This window comes from Variovorax sp. H27-G14, from assembly GCF_046156345.1.
Taxonomy (GTDB): Bacteria; Pseudomonadota; Gammaproteobacteria; order Burkholderiales; family Burkholderiaceae_C; genus Variovorax.
In genome coordinates, this window is the sequence record NZ_JAYLVN010000048.1 from 1 (window position 1) to 3,469 (window position 3,469).

At 61.6% G+C, this 3,469-nt stretch carries 2 protein-coding genes and 1 pseudogene; all 3 read right to left on the minus strand.

Annotation, left to right across the window (positions count from 1 at the left end):
- Nucleotides 1-104 precede the first annotated feature (104 nt).
- Complete coding sequence (locus VLK31_RS36105) at nucleotides 105-911, minus strand: hypothetical protein (protein WP_409173303.1); 807 nt, start codon at nucleotides 909-911, stop codon at nucleotides 105-107.
- The gene (qatB, locus tag VLK31_RS36110; protein ID WP_409173304.1) at nucleotides 908-1,765 is read right to left on the minus strand and encodes a Qat anti-phage system associated protein QatB; all 858 of its coding nucleotides are present in this window, start codon (nucleotides 1,763-1,765) and stop codon (nucleotides 908-910) included. The genes VLK31_RS36105 and qatB overlap by 4 nt, the downstream gene beginning before the upstream one ends.
- Nucleotides 1,765-3,330, minus strand: a pseudogene (gene qatA / locus VLK31_RS36115) (Qat anti-phage system ATPase QatA); the annotation flags it as partial. The gene qatB and the pseudogene qatA, both read right to left, overlap by 1 nt.
- Nucleotides 3,331-3,469 lie beyond the last annotated feature (139 nt).

Sequence of the window (3,469 nt, forward strand, 5' to 3'; positions counted from 1 at the left end):
AAGGCCGCTGAGTGCGTGCGGCGGGGTCTTCTGCTCATATTCGCTCCAGTCTTCACAGGCGAGGTCCTCGCCAGCAGGAGCAGTTTCCACACTTATCGGCTTGTTCAGATTTCCGGGGCCAGCTCTGAAATGAGGCCATTTTCCGGGACGTACACCGTCACCACCCCACCCACCGCGCTGGCTGTAGCCGCGGCCAGGGCAAAAAACAAAAATGAACGGCCCCTCAGCGTATCTTCTCGGCTGGACTGCGCCAGTGTGTCGTGATCGAAGCCGATCTGTGCTCGAACGTGATGAAGTTCCTGCGTGACAAACCTCGCAGCGAGCGCCTCGACGCATTTGGTTTGATGCTTGCTGGCGTTTGGATCCCACCAGTGGCTCACCAGCATCGGTGCCTCCTGGCGTGCAAGCAAATTGGTCGCTCCGATAAAACTGTCGAGCCCGCCGGAGAACAGGCATACACACGACGGGTCAAACATCCGAAGCTTCTCGGTGGGCCGCACCAATGAAGGTGCATCGACCGGTCGCGGACGGAAGAAGAGTTGCCAACGATCACCGGTCAGGAATCGCAGCGTCGTTTGCAGAAGCATCGCCTGCGAGGACCAACGTGCAACGTCGCCCACTGGCAAGTGCAAATCGATCTCGCGCGACCAGCCGTCCTGGGAGTGCGTGCCCCTCGAGATCCGCGTGTCGGCGGCGGTCAGTGCGGTGGCCAGCATGACTAGCTCCACGCCGATTTCGGATGGGTTGAATCCCCATTCGCGGAGTTGATCCAACGGGTGGTCGACGCCATACATGGGCTTGTCGTAGGGGTCCAGGAACGGGACATCCGTGACGATTGAATCCAGCCTCGATGGTGTCACTTGCTCGCCATCGGTGGCACCGAGTCGGAAGATGATGGTTTGGTGGCTCATTCGGCTTCCTCGCCGGCCTCTTCAACGAGGGTGAATGCCGCCTCGTAGATTTGCAAGACCTTGTCGTTGATCTGTGGATCTGTGAGGGATGTGAGCGGCCCCTCGAGCAGTTCACCGAGGTGACTGCGTGTCGCGCCGGCGATGAAGTCCTTGAGCTGTTCCTCCAGATCGAGTGCGCGTTCGACGTTTTCGGGGAGCTGGATGCTTTTTGCGGCGATGTCGCTGATCACCTTTCCCTCGATCGATCGGATGATGTAGTCAAGGAAGAACTCTTTGAGCTGATCGGGCGTCAGATCGCCAAAATCCACCACACCGGCCTCGACTTGGTCTTGGATCGCATCCAACAATGCCTGCCGCGATATCCCCTCGTCGACCGGGCCACCTGGCAGACAGATGAGGTCAATCAGGCCGAGGAATACCTCCTCTGCAGGTCGGCCGATCAGTTGCTGAAGCCCTCTGGACCGCAGCGCATCGGCGACGCCGACGCGCTGCGCGTCGCGCACCACGCCGAGCAATTGTCCGCCGGTGACGCGGGAGGCCCCCATTCGCCGAGCGGCCCCGGACGCCCCGCCTGTACTGTTCACATGGCGCCGCAGTGCGCCGCCCAGGGCGCTCGAACTCCCGGTCTTTGTGAAGGTCGTGAACTTTGACCTCGCCTGCGTCAAAGTCTTCGGGGGTGGCGTCGGCGCGACGGCTGGAGCCGGAGCAACTGGAGGAGGTGGACCGGCAGGCGGGGGAGCAGCGGTGCTTGTACCCGAGCCTTGCCCCGCTGGGGCCGCGCCGGAGGCGGGGTCGTCCGCCCACGAAGGCACCAAACCGTTGGAAGGACCGCCGAAGCCTTTGGAAGTCCCCATCAGGATGCCTTCAGTAGCTTCAGCGCGCCCTGGGCGGCGGCCTTCAGCTTTGAATTTTCAGATTGGGAGGCCCATCCTTGCAGAAGGATCCGGTACGACGCCCCAAGCTCCGGTTCAGTCTGCAGCGTGGAGAAGTTCGTCGTAGCCCAGGCACCGATCGAGCCGACGGGGAGCTCGGCGAGGAACGCACCCAACCTTCGCTGGAGCTTCGGATGACCAGCGACCAAGGACACCATGCCGTGTAACCCGGCAGGCTCTTTGCTCAGGTCGGTCGCGCTCCGGATCGCAGTCTGGAGTGCGTCGAACACCTGTTCGGGTTCCGTCCCGGCCAGCTTGTCAATCTCCGGGGCGAGGCTCTTGGCGGCCATGCGAGATCCGAGCAAGCGATCGACCAAGGCGTCCAGATGGCTTCCGGCCGCCAAGCCGCCCAGGTAATTTCTCTTGTCTCGGGTCGCGAACACATACGGCCTCAAGTCCTCGGTACCCAGCGGCGGAGCGATGGCCGCCCATTCCTTGATCCAGTCCGTCCTGGACCATTCCTCGACCTCGGGTTGAGGTGGGCTTGCGGCGGCACCCTTGGTGGCGGTGCGTGTCGCCGTGGCCCCAACAGATGCTTCGAGTTGCGCGAGCGCCAGGACCTGTCCGCCCGCGCTCGAGACAGCTATTCGCGCCAATTGCAAGTAAAACACCGGCGCAAAGCTCTCTGCCAACATCACCTTGGCCAACTTGGACTGGTCCAACTGGCCGGCGAATCCTCTCTCCTCTGCCACTGCAAAGCGCAACAGCACCGAGTTGAGGAACCGTTTGATTTGCCGCGGATTCCCCTTTGTGCCCTCGGCCAGGATGTTGCTGATCTGAATGCCAGTATTCAGGACTTTCGACAGCGCTGGGGATGGCGCCGCGCCCAGCGCCGTCGTGACGCTGCCCACGTCAAGGCCGCGGGTCGCCCAAGGCTTCTTCAACTCGCTGCGGGCCAGGTCGAGCAGCTTCTTGAAGCTCGGATCCTGCTCCCCGAGCGCCAACTGGGCGAGCAAGAGGATGACGTAGATACGCGTTTCTGCGGTGCCCAGAGCTGGGATGCGAAATGGAACTTGGACGAGCTTTTCCAGGTAGTTCCGCGCATACGGGACTTGTCCGACCTGTGCCGGCAAGTCCGGGAAGTGAGAGCGGACGGCGTATTCGATCATCATCTCGTCGGCGCCGATGACGAACGCGGTGCGCGGCACGAAGAGGAACAGCCGAATCGCCTCGAGCGTCGCGATGGCGGTCTCCGGGAGGCATCGATCGAGGTCATCGACCAGGACGACCAGCTGCTCAATGTCCGCCGCCTCGATCAGTTCTTCAAATTCCTCTCGGAATTTGTGCATCTGGTGAGGAACATTGTCCTTCGCGCCTTCTTTGTCCTTGACGAACTCACCGGCCTGATCGACCCATTGCTTGATGTCATCCGTCGAGACAACGTCGCCGGGCTTGGCGATGAACGCCTTCGCAGCGTTGGCCAAGGATTCCAGTTGATCGAAAGTCGGGATGCCGGTCATCGCAGTAAAAGCGAGTCCGCCCGTCTTCTTCGCGACCTTGGGAACATCTGATCAAGTCGTAAATTGACTTGATGACGAGCGCGCGTGTTGTGTCGCAGCGCTCGCCGGCTCGTTGCACCGGCATTCGATGTGTTTGAGCGCTTCTGTAGTGCCCTTACGCTGCCAG